21 protein-coding genes are annotated in these 20,537 nt (G+C 45.0%); 12 read left to right on the top strand and 9 right to left on the bottom strand.

From position 1 onward, the window contains the following. Window positions 1–50 precede the first annotated feature (50 nt). From A2048_04500 to A2048_04485, 4 genes are all read left to right on the top strand, one after another. A complete protein-coding gene (locus A2048_04500) occupies window positions 51–362 on the top strand; it encodes a nucleoid-associated protein, YbaB/EbfC family (GenBank protein ID OGP07840.1) in 312 nt (103 codons plus the stop codon). 94 nt (window positions 363–456) lie between these two features. Next, window positions 457–1,044: a recombination protein RecR gene (locus A2048_04495; GenBank protein OGP07839.1), complete on the top strand. Its 588-nt coding sequence runs from the start codon at window positions 457–459 to the stop codon at window positions 1,042–1,044. Continuing rightward, a complete protein-coding gene (locus A2048_04490; GenBank protein ID OGP07838.1) occupies window positions 1,045–1,281 on the top strand; it encodes a hypothetical protein in 237 nt (78 codons plus the stop codon). Between the two features lie 53 nt (window positions 1,282–1,334). Continuing rightward, on the top strand, window positions 1,335–1,979 hold the full coding sequence (locus tag A2048_04485) for a fructose-6-phosphate aldolase (GenBank protein ID OGP07837.1): 645 nt from the start codon (window positions 1,335–1,337) through the stop codon (window positions 1,977–1,979). An 11-nt stretch (window positions 1,980–1,990) separates the two neighbouring features. Here the strand turns inward: A2048_04485 and A2048_04480 are convergent, their stop codons facing one another. Together A2048_04480 and A2048_04475 are read right to left on the bottom strand one after the other, a co-directional pair. After that, a complete protein-coding gene (locus tag A2048_04480; GenBank protein OGP07836.1) occupies window positions 1,991–2,572 on the bottom strand; it encodes a hypothetical protein in 582 nt (193 codons plus the stop codon). Between the two features lie 26 nt (window positions 2,573–2,598). Further along, window positions 2,599–3,114: a 2-amino-4-hydroxy-6-hydroxymethyldihydropteridine diphosphokinase gene (locus A2048_04475; GenBank protein OGP07835.1), complete on the bottom strand. Its 516-nt coding sequence runs from the start codon at window positions 3,112–3,114 to the stop codon at window positions 2,599–2,601. Window positions 3,115–3,159: 45 nt separating this feature from the next. On the opposite strand from A2048_04475, the gene A2048_04470 reads away from it, so the two are divergent. Next, window positions 3,160–4,395: an LL-diaminopimelate aminotransferase gene (locus A2048_04470; protein OGP07834.1), complete on the top strand. Its 1,236-nt coding sequence runs from the start codon at window positions 3,160–3,162 to the stop codon at window positions 4,393–4,395. Between the two features lie 40 nt (window positions 4,396–4,435). Here the strand turns inward: A2048_04470 and A2048_04465 are convergent, their stop codons facing one another. After that, on the bottom strand, window positions 4,436–5,002 hold the full coding sequence (locus tag A2048_04465) for a hypothetical protein (GenBank protein ID OGP07833.1): 567 nt from the start codon (window positions 5,000–5,002) through the stop codon (window positions 4,436–4,438). Between the two features lie 88 nt (window positions 5,003–5,090). Here A2048_04465 and A2048_04460 point away from each other — a divergent pair, with 88 nt between their 5' ends. Then, on the top strand, window positions 5,091–6,290 hold the full coding sequence (locus A2048_04460; GenBank protein OGP07832.1) for a 4-hydroxy-3-methylbut-2-enyl diphosphate reductase: 1,200 nt from the start codon (window positions 5,091–5,093) through the stop codon (window positions 6,288–6,290). Window positions 6,291–6,299: 9 nt separating this feature from the next. Here the strand turns inward: A2048_04460 and A2048_04455 are convergent, their stop codons facing one another. The 3 genes from A2048_04455 to A2048_04445 all read right to left on the bottom strand — a co-directional run bounded on the left by A2048_04455 (window position 6,300) and on the right by A2048_04445 (window position 9,724). Continuing rightward, a complete protein-coding gene (locus tag A2048_04455; GenBank protein OGP07831.1) occupies window positions 6,300–8,546 on the bottom strand; it encodes a DNA internalization-related competence protein ComEC/Rec2 in 2,247 nt (748 codons plus the stop codon). A gap of 78 nt (window positions 8,547–8,624) precedes the next feature. Then, window positions 8,625–9,305, bottom strand: a complete 681-nt coding sequence (locus A2048_04450) for a hypothetical protein (protein OGP07830.1) — start codon at window positions 9,303–9,305, stop codon at window positions 8,625–8,627. Window positions 9,306–9,358: 53 nt separating this feature from the next. Beyond that, complete coding sequence (locus A2048_04445; protein ID OGP07829.1) at window positions 9,359–9,724, bottom strand: hypothetical protein; 366 nt, start codon at window positions 9,722–9,724, stop codon at window positions 9,359–9,361. Between the two features lie 241 nt (window positions 9,725–9,965). On the opposite strand from A2048_04445, the gene A2048_04440 reads away from it, so the two are divergent. The 3 genes from A2048_04440 (at window position 9,966) to A2048_04430 (ending at window position 12,073) form a co-directional block, all read left to right on the top strand. Continuing rightward, window positions 9,966–10,541, top strand: coding sequence for a hypothetical protein (locus A2048_04440; GenBank protein ID OGP07828.1), 576 nt, complete (start codon window positions 9,966–9,968; stop codon window positions 10,539–10,541). After that, window positions 10,538–11,155 (top strand): hypothetical protein, encoded by a 618-nt coding sequence (locus A2048_04435; protein OGP07827.1) that lies wholly within the window; start codon window positions 10,538–10,540, stop codon window positions 11,153–11,155. The genes A2048_04440 and A2048_04435 overlap by 4 nt, the downstream gene beginning before the upstream one ends. Window positions 11,156–11,266: 111 nt before the next feature. Further along, entirely contained in the window at window positions 11,267–12,073 is an 807-nt protein-coding gene (locus A2048_04430) for a hypothetical protein (protein ID OGP07826.1), read from the top strand. 252 nt (window positions 12,074–12,325) lie between these two features. On the opposite strand, the gene A2048_04425 is transcribed toward A2048_04430, so the two are convergent. Next, window positions 12,326–12,556, bottom strand: coding sequence for a hypothetical protein (locus tag A2048_04425; GenBank protein OGP07825.1), 231 nt, complete (start codon window positions 12,554–12,556; stop codon window positions 12,326–12,328). A gap of 100 nt (window positions 12,557–12,656) precedes the next feature. On the opposite strand from A2048_04425, the gene A2048_04420 reads away from it, so the two are divergent. The 3 genes from A2048_04420 (at window position 12,657) to A2048_04410 (ending at window position 17,852) form a co-directional block, all read left to right on the top strand. After that, complete coding sequence (locus A2048_04420; GenBank protein OGP07844.1) at window positions 12,657–14,630, top strand: acetate--CoA ligase; 1,974 nt, start codon at window positions 12,657–12,659, stop codon at window positions 14,628–14,630. Window positions 14,631–14,717: 87 nt separating this feature from the next. After that, complete coding sequence (locus A2048_04415) at window positions 14,718–16,004, top strand: hypothetical protein (protein ID OGP07824.1); 1,287 nt, start codon at window positions 14,718–14,720, stop codon at window positions 16,002–16,004. Window positions 16,005–16,130: 126 nt separating this feature from the next. Then, a complete protein-coding gene (locus tag A2048_04410; protein OGP07823.1) occupies window positions 16,131–17,852 on the top strand; it encodes a hypothetical protein in 1,722 nt (573 codons plus the stop codon). Window positions 17,853–17,874: 22 nt separating this feature from the next. Here the strand turns inward: A2048_04410 and A2048_04405 are convergent, their stop codons facing one another. After that, entirely contained in the window at window positions 17,875–19,200 is a 1,326-nt protein-coding gene (locus A2048_04405; GenBank protein ID OGP07822.1) for a hypothetical protein, read from the bottom strand. An 82-nt stretch (window positions 19,201–19,282) separates the two neighbouring features. Further along, a complete protein-coding gene (locus tag A2048_04400) occupies window positions 19,283–20,515 on the bottom strand; it encodes a hypothetical protein (protein OGP07821.1) in 1,233 nt (410 codons plus the stop codon). Window positions 20,516–20,537: the final 22 nt, after the last annotated feature.

Here is a 20,537-nt window from a genome sequence, read left to right as displayed (position 1 = left end):
GCCATCGTAAAACTTTACGATGCCCGACAAACGATGGTCGGCCAGAAAAAATGAACATCAACCAAATCATGAAGCAAGCCCAGCAGCTTCAAAAAGAATTGAAAAAACAGCAGGAAATGCTTGCCACCAAGGAATTTGAGGCGTCAAGCGGCGGAGGCATGGTCACCTGTAAGGTAAATGGACGTGGAGAAGTGCTCAAAATAACCATTGATCCTGAAGTAGTTAATAAAGACGATATCGACATGCTCCAAGACCTCATTATGGCTGCCGTTAATGAAGCCACCAACCGCGCACAAGAAGCCCAACAAGACCAAATGGGTGGCATGATGGGTAATCTTGGATTGAAAATCCCCGGGATGTAAAAAACTCATTTGCATGCAAGTTCCGGTCCCTGAGCGGAGTCGAAGGGACCACCTCGACTCCGCTCGGTGACCAGCCAAATGACCACCCCAAAAAATGACCTCTCTTGACCTTCTCACACATGAATTATCAAAACTTCCCGGCGTGGGGAATAAAACGGCCCTACGCCTGGCTCTTTTTATCACGCGTCAACCGGCTCAATATGCCCTCAGCCTGGCAAAAGCCTTAACCGAGGTCACTTCAAAAATCCGTTTTTGTTCGGTTTGTTTTCATTTAACAGACCAGGAACTATGCTCCGTTTGTACCAACCCCATGCGGGATCATAAAATTTTATGTGTGGTTGAAGAATCTTCTGATCTTATGGCCCTGGAAAAAACGAAAATCTATCGCGGCCGTTATCATGTGTTACAAGGGGCCCTTTCTCCCTTGGATGGCATTGGACCGGACAATCTGCGCGTTAAAGAATTAATCCAACGATTGCGTTCCGAGCCCGTGGAAGAAATCATTCTGGCTACTTCCCCCAATGTCACAGGGGATGCCACAGCCCTGTATGTTTCAAAACTGATCAAACCTCTGGGGTTGCGCATGACCAAATTAGCCTCAGGGCTTCCCGTGGGAGGCGACATTCAGTATGCTGACCCGGTCACACTTTCTCGCGCTTTTGAACACAGGATGGAGTATTAAATGGGTTTGTTCAGATTAATTCTATTATTTCTTTTATGTTATTTTTTGTTTAAGTTTCTTTTTCGACAAAAACTAACACCATCTGGAACCCAAGAATCTTCTAAAAAAATTTTAGACACAATGATTGCCTGTCCCGCTTGCGGTGTTTATAATCCACAAAAACAGGCGTATGCAAAGGATCGAAAATATTTTTGCAGTGAGGAATGTTTTAAAAAAACGTGTAAGGGCAATTCATGAATTGCCCTTACCGGAATTGCCCCTACCGGAAATCATGAACCACGGAGAAAATTATGAAAATCTTCATCGACAGTGCCGATATTAAAGAAATCAAAGAAGCCCATGCCATGGGAGTTATTGATGGGGTGACCACCAACCCGTCGCTAGTCGCCAAAACGGGGCGCAAATTTGAGGATGTACTCAAAGACATTGTCGCCGTCGTCGATGGCCCCATTTCCGCAGAAACAGTCACCATCAAGCATCACGAAATTGTTGAAGAAGCCAAGATTTTGGCCAAAATCCATCCCAATATCGTCGTTAAAATCCCCTTGATTGAAGAAGGCCTGAAAGCCATCCGCACCTGCACAGAACTTGGTATTAAAACCAATTGCACTCTTTGTTTTTCGGCCAATCAGGCGTTACTCGCCGCCAAAGCGGGAGCTACTTATATTAGTCCTTTTGTGGGAAGACTTGATGATATTGGGCAGGTAGGCATGGATCTCATCAAACAAATTAAAACCATTTATACCAATTACCGGCTAAAAACAGAGATTTTGGTGGCCAGTGTACGCAACCCCATCCACTTTCTTGATGCCGCCCTCATCGGAGCGGATGTGGCAACAGTCCCCTTTGCAGTTATTCAACAACTGGCCAAACACACGCTTACCGATCTTGGATTAAAGAAATTCTTGGATGACTGGCAGAAGGTTCCAAAATGATGGGACACGAATCATACCTCTTTTAAATTTAATACCACCTGGCGGACGCATTCTTTAAAGGCATCCACAACACCCTGGCCCTTAATGGCCACAGTTTCAAAATCAGCCCAGTGATAAATGTTGAGGGTTTTTCGCAATTCATCCACTTGCGGTGCGGAAGGGAGATCTCTTTTATTGTATTGCAACACGGTGGGGATATCCCCCGGCACATAGCCCATGGCCTGCAAATGATCCCTTAATTCACTCATGCTGCGGATATTGTCTTCCAATTTTTCCAGGCGTGAATCAGCGACAAAAAGAAGGCCATCCACTCCTTTTAGCAAAAGCTTCCGGGAATCCTCGTATAAGACCTGCCCAGGAACGGTATAAACCTGAAATTTGGTTTTGTACCCTCCAATGGCTTCAGAAGAGAGTGCTAAAAAATCGAAAAAAATGGTTTTATCCGTTTCGAGGTTCTTTTTGATTTTGGATTTTTTGGACACCTGAATACCCTCTTGAACTGCATGAATTGAAGAGGTTTTTCCGGATCGGGCTGGCCCGTAATAAACTATTTTAAAATTAATTTCTTTCTTGTTTGAATCAATAACAGCCATAGAAACGATATGCTAAAGAAGGCTTTCTAGCGAGTCAACAACATTAATGGGGTTATTTTCTGATTTTGTCCCATGAGTTGGACCATTTCCCCCACTGTTTTTTTCAAAACAGGGTGCATCCACTGGGGGGCTATTTCACAAAGGGGGACCAAAACGAAGGAACGATGGGCCATTTCAGGGTGGGGGAGTGTCAGTTGGCTCGAATTTAAGACCACGTTCTCATAGGCCAAAAAATCCAGATCAATGATTCGTGATTCCCACTTGGCCCGGCGCTCCCTTCCCATCTCTTTTTCAATTTGAATGAGGATTTCCAAAACTTTGGCCGGGCTAAGCTCTGTGGTCATTTCACAAACAGCGTTGACATAGCAAGGCACAGTTTTGGGCGAAACCCCGCCGGGCACTAAAGGTTCCGACTCATAGAAAGACGAGGTTCTGACCAAATGAAGTTGGGGATGCCCTGAAAGAAGCGTTAAAGCTCTTTGACATTGAGCCAAAGGACTCCCCAAATTAGCTCCGATACCGATGAATATTTGCTTTTGCATGCAAGTTGACCTTTAAAATTGAATACGTTAAATCAACCATCTTTTATGGCTCAAATCAACGACAACTATCTCAAACTGGCCGCCGGTTACTTGTTTCCTGAAATCGGGCGACGTGTAAAAACCTTTCAGGAAAAAAATCCCAAAGCCGATATCATCCGCTTGGGCATTGGCGACGTGGTACGTCCCCTCTCCCCAACGTTGATCAAGGCCTTCCACCAAGGGGTGGACGAAATGGCCAAAAACGAAACATTCAAAGGATATGGTCCGGAACAGGGATACCCGTTTTTAATCCAGGCCATTATTGAAAACGATTTCAAACCTCGCGGCGTTTCTTTAAAAGCAACGGAAGTTTTTGTTTCCGACGGTTCCAAATGCGACACAGGCAATATTCAGGAAATCTTTAGCATCAACAATAGTGTGGCCGTTACCGACCCTGTTTACCCCGTTTATGTCGACACAAATGTAATGGCCGGACGTACAGGCCCCTTGGATAAAAGCGGACGTTATGCCGGGCTTGTCTACATGCCCACCACGGCCGAAAATAATTTCACACCGGAACTTCCCAAACAAAAAGTGGATCTCATTTATTTGTGTTCACCCAACAACCCCACGGGGGCTGTGATGGACAAAGCCACTCTTCAAAAATGGGTGGACTATGCCCGTAAAAATGAAGCCGTCATTTTGTTTGATGCTGCCTATGAGGCTTTTATTTCAGAGGCTCAAATTCCCCATTCCATTTATGAAATCGAAGGAGCCAAGGAAGTGGCTATCGAATTCCGGAGTTTTTCAAAAACCGCCGGGTTCACCGGGACGCGTTGCGCCTACACGGTAATTCCTGAAGAGCTGAAAGTAAAAGATTCACAGGGTAATAAAGTATCTGTCAACAGTCTGTGGAGCCGCCGTCACACCACCAAATTCAATGGGGTAAGCTACCCCGTTCAAAAAGCGGCCGCCGCCTGCTTTAGTCCTGAAGGAAAAAAAGAAATCCGCGAGACCATTGCCTATTACATGAATAACGCCAAACTCATCCGCGAAGGCTTAAGTTCGTTGGGCATCCAGGTTTATGGTGGGGTAAACGCCCCCTATATTTGGCTTAAAACCCCTGCCAAACTTTCTTCCTGGGAATTTTTCGACAAACTTCTTTCCGAATGCCACGTCGTGGGCACCCCTGGCGCCGGCTTTGGTCCTTCGGGCGAAGGCTATTTCCGCCTTTCAGCGTTTGGATTTACAGAAAAAATCGAAGAGGCGATTGAACGGATTAAAACGCAGTTGAAACTATAGGACACCCTGAGGCTCTCGAAGGGTGACTCTGCAACATTAATTACGGACAAAATTTCTTACCTTGAATGAGCAGTTCAGCTTCTTGGCGATTAACATAGTCTTGCCAGTCTTTTTGTGAAAAAGAAGCCTCGTTTGCCCTAATTTCGTCCGGAAAAGCTTGATTATAAATGATGAGGGAAGAATCATCTATGTCCGTTTGCAAATTGACACTGCCATCTTTGAGTTGGCCTTTAAATTTCTCAAACTCCCTTTTAAAGTAAACTTTTTCCAAAGGAGGCAGATTGGCATAGCCTCGGACAATCGAATTGATGACCTGAGTAGGAAAAACATCCCAGTTGGCAGTGGGTTGAAGAAGAGGAACATCCAGAGTGTAGTTTGGTTTCATCTTACTTTGGGCTTCCATGTTTTCAATGGTTTGGTCAACCCAGAAAATCAAACCCAAAACAAGCCCTCTGGCAGCTTCTGGGTCAGGCGCCTGAAGGGCCTTTAAACTTAACCCCAAAAGCATCTTTCGCGTCATTTGAAAATGATGGATGGCATGTAATTCTTCAGCGCAAATCAAGTCATCGCCACTAATGTCATAAGTTTGAAATGAAACAGAAGTCATAGTGTTTTAATTATCGGTTTTGTCACCAGAAAGTTGCCCCACATTCCCCCTTGTATTCCTCCTTCAACCTGACTAAATAAGGACCCCCATGACTGTAAACGAAAGCATTTTGGATTTTAAGATGAACCGCAAGGGCTTTGGGCTTAAGGACGATATCAAGACTGATCTTGACCGCTATTATAAGAGCCAACTTGTTGAAGAAATTAAAGCCGCCGGTTACTCCAAAACCTATGGGCCCCTTACCATCCACTTGGCCAAGGAATTTGGATTTTGTTACGGTGTTGACCGAGCGGTGGAGCTGGCTTACGAAACCCGCAAACGTTACCCTGACAAACGCGTTTTTCTCACCACCGAAATCATCCATAATCCCTTGGTTAATACCGATCTTCAAAAAATGGGCATTCGTTTTTTAGCGGGCCAATACAAAGACGCCGATTTTGATGAAATTAAGGAAAATGACGTCGTCATCGTACCCGCCTTTGGCACCACCGTGAACATGCTTTCAAAGCTCATGGACAAAAAATGCGAACTCATCGACACTATTTGCGCTTCCGTGATTGTGGTGTGGAAGCGCATTGAAAAATACGCCAAAAACGGGTTCACCGTGGTTGTTCACGGAAAACATTACCACGAAGAAACGCAGGCAACGACGTCCCGTGTCTCTGTTTTTCCAGATGGAAAATACATCGTTGTTTTCAATGAAAAAGAAGCCCAGGAAATATGCGACTATATTGTTAAAGGTGAAAACAAAGAAACCTTTATCGAAAAATTCAGGGAAGTGATGTCCCCCGGTTTTGATCCTGACCGCGATTTTATAAAAATTGGTTTGGCCAACCAGACCACGATGCTGTCTTCTGAATCGCTGCAAATTGCCAACATGATCAAACAGGCCCTTATCAAACGTTATGGCGAAACCGCTTTAAACGAACACTATATGTCCTTTGACACCATTTGCAACGCCACGCAAGACAGACAAGATGCCATTGTAAAATTGAAGGAAAAAAATCCCGATTTTATTTTGGTGCTTGGGGGTTACAACAGTTCCAACACCAATCACCTGTGTGAAATGGCTGAAAAAATCGCCCCTACCTATCATATTGACCGCACCGAATGCCTGGTTTCATCCACCTTAATCCGCCACAAGCCTTTTGGAAAAAAAACTGAAATTGAAACAAGGCAATGGCTTAAAAATGGCGCCCTTTCAGTGGGGATTACTGCCGGCGCTTCCACACCCAATATCGAAATAAGCCGGGTGGTTGAAAAACTATTGTCGTTTGTCCAAGCCTAAAGGTACTCTTTAGTATCTCAGAATAAAAACTTTCTCTCCGACAAATCTATCCACCAAAAAACCACCCTCTTTAAAGTGAATCGTAATGGCTCCGTCACGATCCGTCCGGAAAAATGGAATTCCCCATTGTCCCAAACGTTCCACCACTTCCGGATGCGGATGGTGAAAACGATTACCTTCTTTAAGCCCTGCCGTGGCCAATTGGGGATGAACCGCTTGTAAAAACATTTCGCTGGAAGAAGTGCGGCTTCCGTGATGCCCCAGTTTTAAATAATCCGCAGATTGTAATAATCCTTCCTCAACAAGGCTGGCCTCCGAAGGAAATTCCGCATCTCCCGTAAGAAGCGCCGTATGCTCTTTTACTTTTATTTGAAGTACGATGGATTCGTTATTGTCCTTTTTTTGCTGCATTCCTGCAGGGGGCCAAAGCACACTGACCTCGGCTTGATCCATTTTCGTCTTCATCCCTTTTGTCATTTCACGTACGACGATTCCTCTTTGTCTGGCTGATTTTATTAATTGATTGTAACGTTCATCCTCCGAGACAAACCCGTTCCACCACAGTTCACGCACCGGATATTTTTCCAAAAGGGTTTGTAATCCAAGATAATGGTCCGTATCGGCATGCGTTACACAAACCACATCAAGGGCGGGAATGCGGCGGTAAAGAAGATTTGGGATAAGAACATTTTCTCCCATATCAAAATAAGCAGACCCTCCCCCATCTACTAAAATGTTCTTATGACCTGGTAATTCCAACAAAAGGGAATCTCCCTGGCCAACATCTATTTGTGTAATTGAAAATTGATTTCCGGGTTTGAAAAAACCAAAACTCCATCCCACTTCTGACACCAAAATCAAGACAAGGATGGCAACCCCACTCCACTTCACTTTGGATGAAAATCGAAAAAACAAAAACATCAAAATCAAATAATACAAAACGAGTTCTCCTTTATACGGTGGGTAAAAGAGAGGTGGTGGGTCTAAAAATGAATCCAACCCATGCAAAACCGTAAGAAAAAAAGCGGTCAGTTTAAGGCCCATCCATAAAAAGACTTTAGCCAGGCCGGGCACAAGGGGGGCCAGCACCAGTCCTGCCAAACCCAAGGGCACCACAAGCATTTCAACATACGGGATGGCCCACAGGTTCATCCACAAACCATGGGGTTGCAGGGTGTGGAAATAAAAAAGAAGCAGGGGCCCCAACCCGATAAAAACAGCCAGAGAAGAGCTGACAAGATTGCCTGCAAAATTTCCAAATCGGCCAAACTTTGTAAAAAAAATGGCCATTTTATTTTTAAAAGTGGGCTGAAAAAGGATGAGGCTTAAGACAGAAACAAAAGAAAATTGAAACGACACTTCAAACAAATCATACGGATTTAAAATCAGGATAAGAAGGGCGGCCAAAAATAAAATATTGAGGGGATCGCGGTCCTTTTTAAAAACAAGGGCAATCAGATAACAGCTGATACCAATATAGGCTCGCATCACCGAAGGGCTTGACACACAAATAAACAAATAGATGTTTACCAGAGCCAAGGTGCCCACAGCCGCCACCTGCCGCCAACCATACAAATAAACTTTGGGATAAATTCGCCCCAAAAATAAAAGCCCCTTAAAAAACAGGGCCGCCACAACAACAAATTGCAATCCGGACAAAACCAAAAGATGGGAAAGCCCCATTTTGCGAAATAATTCGTTTGTTTCCTCACTCAAATGGCTTTCATCCCCCCACACCATGGCAATGAGCACGGCTCCGGCTTCCTTGTTGGGATCACGATGAATCCACCGGGTCATTCTTTTCTGAAACCTGTTTTTGGCTTCGACAAAAAAATGGGTGTGATCCTTTACCTTATGAAGGGTGGAAAGATTGGAAACAAAAGCCGTGGCTTCGATATTGTGGCGGTAAAGATACTGCCGGTAATCAAATCCGCCCGGGTTTTGATAATGAGCCGGCTTGGATAATTTGATGGAATCAAAATGAAATTCATCGCCTGCATTCCACGAAGCCGGGATGGGTTCGGCCGTTGTGATTTGGATCTTGCCTGAAAAATCGGTTAATAACGCATTTCCTTTTAAAGGTTCAACAATCAATTTGTTTTTGGATGGATCTTTTAAAAGAAGTTTGGCCTCCAAAGAAAATTTTCCTTTGGGTAAATGAATGTCATGGGCTCTAAAAAATGAATCATGAATAAGAACCGAAAGAATCAAAACAAGCAGGGGCCAAATTAGGGGACGAGAAAAAAATTCTCGCAAAGAATAACCGTTCACGGAGGCGGGGTATCATAAAGGGCCATGTAAGGGCAATTCATGAATTGCCCTTACGAATTGCCCTTACGAATTTTCCAACAACCTCTCTTCTTCAATAATTCTCTTTAATTCATCATCAATTTGATGGAACAAACTCACAGTGGTCTCGCGTATTTTTTCGTAGGCGGGGCTGCGGCTTTTATTGGCGACCATCAAGGCCAGCCTGTTCTTTAAACCCCTTAAAAAGACTTGAGCTTTCTTGCTGGGATACTGGCGTGTCATTTCAATGAAGGAAGTTACATTCATTCCATTTAAAATAAGCTGCCCCTCTTCATCTAACTTAAAAGTAATGCCATCTGTTTTTTCGTCGTATCGACGTTTTAATATGCGTGAAATCTTGGCCACATAAGCATCCACCAAGGCCATGATGTGGCTTAACTCCCCTGTAGGATCAATGCTGTCGGGATCACGGTGTTTTTTCCCCAAACGCCGGCGTCGTTTGGCCCATTTCGTATAAAAAGTGTAATTTTGGTAAGCGGCCAATTCCCGGGCAAAATGGGATAATTCGGCGGGGCTTTTGTCGGCGAGCTGATTCACCACTTTAGCCACGTCTTCTCCATTGACCAAAATATGTCCGTTGGAATAACGCCAATCCCCTGCAGGTGGTTTGGGAAGGGGCGGTAATTTGGATAATTTAACTCCTGAAGGTGCCGGAGTGATCTGAGGCTTATCTAAGGGAAGGATGGATCTAAGAACTCGAACCATGACTTATTGTCTCTTAAATAGAGGGCCTGCTTCAAGGGAAGTTTAGAAACATTTTAACGTAAACTTTTTTTAAGATAGGCTTGATGGGACAAATCGAAATCGCCAATCATGTCTTTGGTTCCTGGATTTTTGATTAAAGCTTGGCGAAATTTTTCGAGATGGGCCTGTTGAATATTGCTTAATTCTATATTTTCAATATTGTGCCCTTTGTAAAAAATGGCCTTGCGATCACGATCAAAATGAAGGGAAATGACTTCGTTATCTCCAACAAAAGTGTAAGTCACCTTGGAAGCACTATGAAGAAGCTTGCCATCGTAGACCCCCTTCTTCTTATAAAACTGTCCCAGGCGAGGAGACTCTAATGTTGGCCTTGGTGGTAACGGTGATATTGGTTGATCTAAAATACCCGGACTTTTCATGACCTTAAACCCCAACCCCCTGCAAGGTAATAATGCAGGTTCTATGCCAAGCCCAAAATATTAGGTAACTTATTGATCTATATATATTTTTAGGGTCTGTTTTTTGACGTTTGGGGGAAGTTAGAAGATTTCAAAGTGAGAAGTTCTCGAATTGAGATTCTTGAAAATAATTATTTTTCGATTTTAAATAATTATTTCAAAGTCTTATAAATTAATTCCCCATTTGGAAAAGGTGCAAAAAATGCCTACAAAAACGTCTCCTTTTTTATTTTATGAATATGCATCGCCTATAGGAGCCTTAAAAATTCAGATTTCAGGGCATGGAATCCAGAAAATTTCCTTTATAAGGGCTGAGTTTCCCCGCCCAGGGCGCGGAAACCGCGCCCCTACGAAAAATCCCCCTCTTTCCCCCTTTATTTCCGCCAAAGGCGGATCAGCCTCTGGCCGAAAAGGGGGACGTAAGGGGGATTTAAAAACTAAAATAAATTGTTGGCTTGATGCCTATTTCAAAGGGTCAAATAAACCTTTTCCGTGGGAGTTAATTGATTTGCCCTTTGGAACAAGCTTTCAAAAAAAAGTGTGGAAGCAATTGTGGAAGATTCCTTATGGAAAAGCGATCAGCTATAAGACGCTGGCCCAAAAAGTGAAGCTCCCCAAAGCCGCACGCGCCGTGGGCAATGCGAATGGAAAAAACCCCCTGCCCATCATCATCCCCTGCCACCGCGTGATCGCGGCGAATGGAGGGATTGGGGGGTATAGCTGTGGAGTGGGTATTAAGAAAAAATTACTGGCCATAGAAAACATTAAAGTAGGATGACCCCTTTTTTTAAGCCAATGGATATTCAAAAACCTCGTCACGAATTTTTCATGCAACAAGCCCTCAAAGAAGCCCAAAAGGCCTTCGATGCCGGTGAAATTCCCATTGGGGCTGTTTTAGTGGAAGATGGAAAAATTATTGCTCGTGCTTATAACACGCGGCAGAAGACGCGTAATCCGCTCCACCATGCTGAAATGATCGTGCTTACCAAAGCGGGGAAAAAGAAAAAAGATTGGCGGCTTACCAACACCACTCTCTATGTCACCTTGGAACCCTGCCCCATGTGCTTGGGCGCCCTTCTTCAGGCGCGCGTGGGGACCTTGGTGTTTGGGTGTGCGGATCCGAAGAGGCAGAGTGATACGGGAGAAAATCCCCCTGTATCCCCCTTTTGTAAAGGGGGACAAATCGAGCTCCCCTCTTTATTTCCCCCTTTACAAAAGGGGGATACAGGGGGATTTTTCCCCTCTCTCAAAGGAATAAAATCCATCCACGGAAATAACCATACGCTTCAAATTATCGGCAGCATTCTCGAGAAAGAGTGCGCTATGATTCTTCAGGAATTTTTTAAGCAGAAGCGTAAAACCTCACACTTTAAACTAAAAAAGACCGTATAAAAACTCCGCAACTTTATTTTTAATTTCGCGAAAAGTAAGAATCCAAGTGAATAACTTATGAATTTTAGAATTCCGAATATAGGTAGAATACACTCCTTTGGGGTCGCTCGCATGGGTGCCGCCCTTCAAAGAAGATGGGGTCATGTATCGGCACCGGTGCAGCAATGGGCCCAATATCGACAACTACAGAAAATAACGGCAGGAAGAGTTTATGAAGAGCCCGAGGTCATCATCGACAGCCCGACAATGGATCACGAAGCGCCACTGTTACAGCAAGACCATATGCTCACCGGAGTCCATTATGCTCTTTCAAGGCTCACCTCCCCCAAACGACTCAGTACAGCGAACATCATTCCTAATCAACCTGACCCCCATGAAACAGCTCTTTGGGAAATAATTACAGAGCTGCAACGCTTGCAAAGCCTTATCGATAGATGTTTAGAGAATCCTTCTACAAAAAAATCACGGTATTTGCGAACAATCTATCATCTCATTTCCGAAGCGCTCCACAATGCGAAAGATGTTTTTTCTGGATACTTCATGCAAGAACCGTTGGATAATTTCCCTGTATTAGAATTTGATTCTCTAGCTCCCTTCCCTGAGATCTTACATCGTGTTCCTTCCTCTATTTCTGAAACAGACACCCATCGGGTTTTCGGCCTGGACATTTCTTCCAACTCTCTTACCCACAAAATTATGAAATTAAAATACACATTGTACCCCGGTGTTTCGAGAAACTACGTCCCTATAAAACACTTGTCTGGAAAATCCACTTTAAGAAATTGGCTGAAAGAATTGCCAACAGGATTGCTTTGGTTCCTGGTAGTTGAGCTTCCGATGATTATTTTAGGACCTCTTGCTGATCTCACTGACTCCATTAGACGTTCTCGAAAGCCTGTGGAGAAGGATGAAGTGTAGACCCCATTATTGAATGTGCTATAAATTCAAGTCGTGTCATCCAAACCTTCTTCTATTTTGTCCCGTCAATGTCCCGCACACGGGATCCCGCTACACGGTGATCGAAGGGTCATCCCCTCAATTTATTTTCCCCTCCCTCAAAGAAATAAATTCTCTCCATGGGAATAATCACACAATTGCGATTAGAGGAGGTCTGTTAGAGGGACAATGTCAGACCTTGCTTCAGGAATTTTTTAAAGGAAAAAGGCGTCCCTAATCTAGATTTTCCGCATCTCCGTCATCGAATTCGTTATCCCTTGCATTCTGCGCCTCTTGCGCACATACATTTGGACGATATTTCCCAATGATAACTTCCGTATATCTTTGAAACATCTCAAATGGATTATCTGCTCCCAACACATAAACTCTTTGTTCCTCTGGAGTGATGGGATGTTGGCAAGGCCCAAGGGCAGGGACCAGTTTTATAGTGCCTACTTGCGTCATAAAATCTCCTTTTCTGTTATTTATTATCGGTTTATAAAAGAAAAAATTGCTTAAAAAAAATTTTTAGGCCATGAATTATGGATAAGAATTGGATATGATTATGCAAAATTCTTCTTCTATTTTGTCGCTTCAACACAATGGCAAAACGTATCCCCCATCCAATTCGTTTGCAAAACAAGCCCACCTTCGGTTTTTGGAACAATATCAAACGTTGTACGACCGTTCCCTCAAAGAACCCCAAAATTTCTGGCTTGAACAAGCTAAAACCCTTACGTGGTCTAAATTTCCAACACATGCTCTTAAATATACATGGGACTCAAAAAAGCGGATTATTCAACACAGTTGGTTTGAAGATGGAGAGCTTAATATTGCCGTCAATTGTCTGGACCGCCATCTGAAAGGACCCACAAAAGACAAAATCGCGATTCTTTGGCAGGGAGAAAAAGATGAGGAGATAAAAAAGATTTCTTATGGCGAATTGCATAAACTTGTCTGCCAATTTGCCAATGTCCTCCTCCAAAAAGGAGTCCAAAAAGGCGACCGCGTCTGCCTCTACATGCCCATGATTCCCGAAGCCGCTGTGGCCATGCTCGCCTGCGCGCGACTGGGTGCCATCCACTCCATTGTGTTTGGTGGATTTAGCGCGGAATCGCTTTCTCATCGGATTATCGACTCGCAATGCAAAGTTTTAGTCACGGCAGATGTTGGGTTTCGTGCAGGAAAAGAAATCCCACTTAAAAATATTGCGGATGAAGCGTTGGCGAACTGCCCTTCGATTGAACATGTCATCGTCGTCAAACGGGGTGCTGGAAAAATCACAATAACACCTAAGCGGGATGCATGGTGGCACGATGAAATGGCCAAAGCCTCTCCCAAGCATGAAGCCCAGCCGATGAAAGCGGAGGATCCGCTCTTCATCCTCTACACCTCAGGCTCCACGGGAAAACCCAAAGGGGTTTTGCATACGACCGCTGGATATTTGCTGCACGTTTCGCTCACTCACAAATATATTTTTGATTGCAAGCCGGAGGACATTTACTGGTGTACCGCCGATGTGGGCTGGGTGACGGGGCATTCCTATATTGTCTACGGCCCCTTGGCCAATGGGGCCACAGCCTTGATGTTTGAAGGCGTGCCAACCTATCCCGATGCCGGACGGTTTTGGCAGGTGGTTGAAAAACACAAGGTTTCGATCTTCTACACCGCCCCCACGGCCATTCGTTCGCTGATGCAGGCAGGAGAGGCATGGCCGAAAAAATATAATTTGGATTCGTTGCGTCTTCTCGGAAGTGTGGGCGAACCCATCAATCCCGAAGCTTGGAATTGGTATTACCAAAACATCGGAAAAGAAAAATGCCCCATTGTCGATACATGGTGGCAAACAGAAACGGGTGGTATCCTCATCTCCCCGCTTCCCGGCGCCCATACGTTGAAACCGGGAAGTGCCTCTCGGCCTTTTTTTGGAGTTGAACCAATTGTTCTTAAGGATGATGGAACTGAATGTGCCACAAATGAGGGCGGCAAGCTCTGCATCAAAAAACCCTGGCCGGGGATGATGCGCACCACCTGGGGCGATCACGATCGCTTCATCGATACTTATTTTACGACATTTCCAAATCTTTATTTCACAGGGGATGGTTGCCGCATCGACAAGGATGGCGATTACTGGCTCTTGGGCCGTATTGATGACGTGGTCAATGTCTCGGGGCACCGCATCGGAACCGCCGAAGTCGAAAGCGCGCTTGTCTCGCATACAAGCGTTTCGGAGGCCGCCGTCGTCCCCATGCCCCACGCAATCAAAGGCCAGGGGCTGTATGCCTTCGTGACGCTGAAAGAAAATATTTCAGGCAACGAATCCCTTTTAAAAGAATTAGCTGCGCACGTTCGCGAAGAAATCGGCCCCATCGCCGTGCCCGATAAAATCCAATTCGCCGCAGCCCTCCCCAAAACCCGGAGCGGCAAAATCATGCGCCGCATCCTCCGCAAAATCGCCGAAAATGATTTGGATAATTTGGGGGATATTTCCACGCTGGCGGATCCTTCGGTGGTGGAGAAGCTCATTCAAAAAATATAATAAATTCAAATACTTAATATTTATAAAAACAGTTTATTGAAAATTATTCATAGACATGAATAATTTTATTGAAATTTATTCATAGACATGAATAAATTTGCCATGGCCTTTGAACGTCACTTAACCAAGCAATTAGGTCTTTTTAAGAATAAGATCATTTTCATTTCGGGCCCCAGGCAGGCAGGGAAAACGTTTTTAATCACGCATTGCCTCAAGCCTGATTTTGAACTCAATATGGACGTGGCCTCCGAGCGTCTTCGCTTCAAGAAAATGCCGGAAGAAATCATCAATTGGTACGAACGCTCCATCGGCCCGTTTCCCAAAAAAGAAAACCTCTCCCCTAAGCCTCTTGTTTTTATCGATGAGATCCACAAGGTCAAGGGATGGCGTAATCTCATGAAGGGAACCTACGACAAGACACACCATGTTATTAACTATGTGGCGTCCGGCTCCTCTGCTTTTGAATTACGCAAGCAGGACAAAGGGGATTCTCTGGCGGGAAGAGCCGTGTGGTTCACACTGTTTCCCCTCTCCTTCAGGGAATATGTCCAATCCATGGCTCCTGAAATTGACTTAGCCCCGGCTTGGAAAGGAAAGGGATTATTGAGAGAGGCCATCCGGTCCAACTTTAAACATCAAAAAAACTTGCGTGGCCTCTGGAACATTTATGCCCAGCATGGAAGCTATCCGGAAAATCTCCTCCAGCAAAATGAGATTTTTTTAAAACAATGGCTAACGGATTATCAGGCGGCCATGCTGGATAGGGATTTGAGAGACTTAAACTTGGGTAAGGATGTAGAAAGAGTTTATCGGGTTTATGAATTACTTTTGGAAGGCATGGGCTCTACTTACTCTATCAACAGTCTGGCGCAAACTTTGGGAGTGTCGCCAAATACCATTAAAAGTGACATTCGTGCCTTGCAACAGGTTTTATGGGGCTATGACATCCCCGTTTGCCAAATTTCCAAAGCCAAACAAATTCGCAAGGAGAAAAAATTCTACCCCATGGATTTTTGCTTTGCCCGCTACCAAACACCCCTGATGGAAGGGGCGCCTTTCGAAAGTACAGTAGCGTGCCTGCTTTACCGTGGGTTGTGGCCCGAAATATCCGGCTTTCTTCCTCACTTCAAGCTTGGCTTCTACCGGGACTACCAACAACATGAAATCGATTTTGTTTTGCGCGATAAAAAAAGTATCGCCATCGCCATTGAATGCAAACTGAAAGTCAAACATGGAACGGGGCATCTCCCTTATTTTGAGAAGCATTTCAAACCCACCGAATCCCTCCTGGTTGTCGAAGAAGAAAATATCTTCTCAGTAAACGACAAAATCACCAGCGTAAGCATTGAGGTTTTTGCGAGTTGTTTGGAGTAGGTTTAAGTTATGAAATATCCCAGTTTTTTCATCTAAAAATTTTAAAAAACTCCTCCAAAAAACCTAGCAACTCTTTTATCACGTTTACCGATAATAAGATGACATTCTCAATAACGGAGATTTCCCATGAAAAAAATATTCTTTTTTGCCTTATTTCTTTTGTGCTCCCTGACCCTTATCGGTTGTGGTGGAGGGGGAGACAGCGATGAAAAAAATATTGACCTTCCTGATCCGAATGAAGTTCCCAACTCACCCCCGGATGCGGCCCTTTTTGGGGTTTGGGAATTTCATGCGACCTCCCCTGCAACCAATTGTTCTTTCGTAGACAATATTGAAGGGGAAGAAACTATTTCTTACTACCGCATTTCCCAAACAGAAGAGGGGTGCCGCGTGACCCGTGTCTATGTGCTTCGGGAAGTCGGTTATGGGGGAGCTGAAGAAATATTGGAAAATACGGCCACCCTCCGCTGCCTCGCGGGAGGTTCGGTGATCACTTTTGAAGAAACCTACGAAGAATCCGTTTTTGAAGAATGCAATGCCTCGGTGATGGGCGTAACCCGGTTGACTCTCTCTTCCGATAAACAGGAACTTTCCGGCCCCAGTGTCGGTGATCTCGATTTTTCATCCGAATGCAGTGATTTAAGTGATGGTGCCGTTAGTGACTGCCAGGTTTCCGTTAAAATAAAAGGACTCCGTCGAACCGATTTGGATGATGCGGAAGATATTGATGATCAAGGAGATGGTTTAGGCCCTTTAACCCCCGACATTCCGGGTGAGTCAGAAAATGGCCCCTTGGTCGCCGCCGCTTTTTCCCACGCTTTTTATATCGATCCTTGGAACAGCCACTTAAGTGGCTGGGGCAGCAATGCCTATGGCGAACTAGCCTCTTCCCCTTCTTCCTACAAACCTTTCCTTAGTAACCCTGATGTTCAATTTCCCAACCGATTGATTTCGCTTTCTGGAGGAGTTTATTACTCAACGGCTCTTGATAACCAAGGAATTGTATGGAGCTGGGGTCGAAACGATTTTGGCCAGTTGGGCCTTGGTTATGAAAGTGATCCTTCCCCAACACCCCAAACAATTGAAGGAATTTCCAATGTCATCTCTCTTGCTTCCTCCAACTATCATTCATTAGTGGCCCAGAGGGACGGCACCGTATGGGCGTGGGGAAAAAATGCAAGTGGAGAACTCGGCGATGGCACAACCATTTCCCGTAATACCCCGGTTTTGGTCCCCGGTTTATCCAGTATCACTCAGGTTGCCAGTTGTTATGCTCATTCCCTCGCTCTTAAAAATGACGGAACCGTGTGGGCCTGGGGACGTAACGAACATGGGGAATTGGGCACAGGAAATACTGATGATCAGCACCAACCGATTCAAGTTCAAGAACTCACCAATGTACGCGCCATTGATTGCGGATGGGGGCATTCGGTCGCTCTCAAACATGACGGTACGGTCTGGGTCTGGGGAGATAATTTCAGCGGTCAATTGGGGAATGGACAAAGTGGTTTTCAAGCCCCGCCGGCCCTCCAACCCATTAAGGTCGAAGAATTAAGCGGGATTACCAAAATAGCTTCGGGTGGATTCCATACCTTAGCGCTTGCCGACAATATAACCCTATGGGTCTGGGGCTCTAATAGCGATGGTCAAGCGGGAATGAGCCTTGATCACCGTGTGGCCGCTCCCCATACCATGGAAAGGCCCCCGCCCACCGAAAGCATCGATGCCGGTTATCGTTTCAGCCTCTTGATGGATACAGGGGGTGGAATCTGGACTTGGGGCGATAATTTTTACGGACAATTAGGCAATGGAACAAGGGAGGATTCGGCAACGCTCGTCGATCATTAAAATTAAGCATGCCTTTTTTAACTCATCCCACCTGAAGTAGCCGTGGAAGCTGGCCAACAAGATATAAGGGAATGGAAACCAGCAATCCTTCACGCTGTAATGGTTTTTGTGAAAAGCGAATGCCCCTGGGAAGATCATATTCCTTAAGGATTAGATTCAGGCTCTTTAAAGAGCCGCTTTTTCCTGATTTCACTTCAACAGGATAAATCTGCCCCTGATGCGCCCAAAGATAATCCACCTCAGCCGAGCTACTCTTGGCTTCCCGAAACCAATAATAAAGCTGCGGCTCTTCTCCTTGAAACAAATGCAAAAGCCCCTGCCCCACAAATTGTTCGGCCAAGGCACCGCGATGTGTGTCCATGATTTTATCGGGATTGAGAATTTCGGCCCCCAGGCCGCTCATCGATTGAAGAAGGCCAATGTCCAAAAATAGGGTTTTGTAAAACTTTTCCTTTTTCCCCGCTGCCAAGGGAACCTGCCGCGCCGTTGACTGAAACACTCGATGAAGAATGCCCACCCCTTCCAAAAGCCCAATGGCTTTTTTAAGTTCCAAAGCCGTGTGATCAGTGCTGACCTTTGCATAAACAAGTTTATTTCCGACTAAAGAAGGCATGGCATTCAGAACGGCTTCCAAACATTCCTTCTTGGCCAAACGGTGGTATTTGCCGAAATCCTGATTGTACGTGGTTAAAATATCGTGCTGAAGTTGTTTGCAGCGCAGCAAATCCTTGGTGCGTACATATTCTTCAACAACAGCGGGCATCCCGCCCAAGAAGAAAAATTGGGTTAACAAACTTAAAAGCTTTTCGTGCACTGGCAAAGCGGGTGGGTGATCAAAATCCACTTCCGCAAGGTGGTTCATCAAAAGATTTTCTCCTATAGCTTTTAAAAATTCCTCAAAACTGAAAGGGTACAAATAAAGATACTCGATCCGCCCTACGGGTACTTTAATGGAATCGGATTGCAGCGCCATTTCCAAGGACGATCCCGCGCCTATCACATGCAGGCCCGGCTTTTGTTCAAAAAAATAACGAAGGGCTGTTATGGCCTGGGGACATTCCTGAATCTCGTCCAAAAACAGAAGGTGGGAACCTTCCTGAATGGGTTGATTGGAAAGCAAACTTAAAACATCCAGAATTTTTTGTGGATCCAATTCCTTAAAGGCTTCTTTGTATTTGGGATATTGCTCGAAATTAATAACGATGGTTTTTTCAAAAAAGCGGGCACCCCATTGTTCGATCAAGGTCGACTTTCCCACTTGCCTGGCCCCGCGGAGCAAAAGAGGTCGCCTATTGGGAACTTTGGCCCATTGATTCAAATAAACTTCTATTTTTCTTTCTAGGTACATGTTTTATTAATTATTTAATAAAATAATACCTAATTTTTCATATATTTTAATAAAATACAAGGTTATTTTATTTAGAAGAGTTTTAGAATGATTGATCGGCCCCAATATCCATGAGCCCATCGCGGCTTTGCCCTTCGAAATCTTCGGGTACATCCACAAGGGAAATACCCGCCCCAATGGCACTTGAAATGGCACTGAGATATGGGCTATCCGGCGATAAAAATTCCACATCTTTGGCGAAGGTCATGTTGCTACGAAGAAGAAGGCCCGTATTTCCTCCACGATCCCAGATATCTTGCGTCACCAAATTATTGGCGACATCGATGTTTTGGCTCTGCCTCACCTCAATGGCGCCCGGATAACCAAAGATACGCACCGTATTATTATAAACCTTAACTCCACGAGCCCCTTGAATTTCAATCCCTGCATCGCCTGCTTGAATCCGATAAATAAAATTATTGCGGATGATCCCCCCCGTGTGCCCCCGTCCCAATCCGAAGGCAATATTACGAAAACTATTCGCAATCGTGTTTCTTTCCACAATCGTACCGGAAGAATTATTCCAAAATAAAATGGCGGGACCACTGACATAATCGTCAATGGAACAATCATCTACCTCGCATCCGCTTCCATCTCCTGTAAGATTGTAAATAAAATTATCCCGCACCACCCAATCGATCCCTTCGTGAATATCAATGGCATCCACATAATCACCCTTGGCCTTACCTGGGTTATATCCAATGGAGGAACATGCAATCACCCCCTTACGCACACCCCCGGGGGTGCCTTTGATATGCTGGGTTCCGACATCATAAAGACTTACATTATAAATATGCGGCGCTTGGGCGCCCAATTCCCCTTTGATGGAGATGGCATGATGTCGCTGGCCCGTCATGCTTAAATCGGCTACCGTGCTATTAGCACCGGTAAAAGTAAGCCCCTCGTTCCCCACGGCATATCCTGCCCCTTGAATAAGAACTTTATTTTTGTCCCCGCTTTGTCCCCGAATTGTCACCTCTGCAGGGATGTAAATGGCATAGGTATTCCCCATGGGGTAAACACCATCCCTTAACAAAATTTCGGTATCAGGCGTTGCCTTTGAAATGGCCCCCTTCCAGTCATCATTGGGACCTACAACAAGGGTAACAGCCCTTTTTCGATAAATGGGCGAATCTACATAGGCGGGGCAAAAGGAGAGGGCCGATTGAGGTGGGGCTCCACCCCCATCATCTTGGGGGGCCTGTTCATCTTGGTTTTGACCATCAGAATTTTGGCCTGAACCTGAAGAACCGCACTGAAAACAGACACACCACACTAAGATTCCTAGAATTTTTAGG

This window comes from Deltaproteobacteria bacterium GWA2_45_12, from assembly GCA_001797365.1.
In the GTDB taxonomy this organism is placed as follows: Bacteria; UBA10199; UBA10199; order UBA10199; family UBA10199; genus UBA10199.
Note: the sequence above shows the minus strand (reverse complement) of the source record. Positions and strands in the feature narration are given on the sequence as shown.